The sequence below is a fragment of the Microvirga pakistanensis genome, from assembly GCF_004458765.1.
GTDB lineage: Bacteria > Pseudomonadota > Alphaproteobacteria > Rhizobiales > Beijerinckiaceae > Microvirga > Microvirga pakistanensis.
Map to the genome: position 1 here is coordinate 1 of NZ_SPJX01000204.1, position 223 is coordinate 223.

Here is a 223-nt window from a genome sequence, read left to right on the forward strand (position 1 = left end):
ATGATGGCGCGGGCCCCGTAGCCGATGCGCTTTGCCCCCTCGAACACGTCGCGCACCATCGGGTGCGTCTTGAAGCGCTGGAACTCGTCGAAGGGCGAGAGCGTCGGGTTCTTGTAGTTGAGGTGCACCACAAAGCCCACCGACACCAGGTGGTCGTCGAAATGATAGAGCCAGGAGCCGCCGCCGGAATTGTTCGGCAGCGGCCAGCCCATGGAATGGCGCA

General features: G+C 63.7%; 1 pseudogene. It reads right to left on the minus strand.

The features are described 5' to 3' along the window. A pseudogene (locus E4K09_RS14025) lies at nucleotides 1–223 on the minus strand (electron transfer flavoprotein-ubiquinone oxidoreductase); the annotation flags it as partial.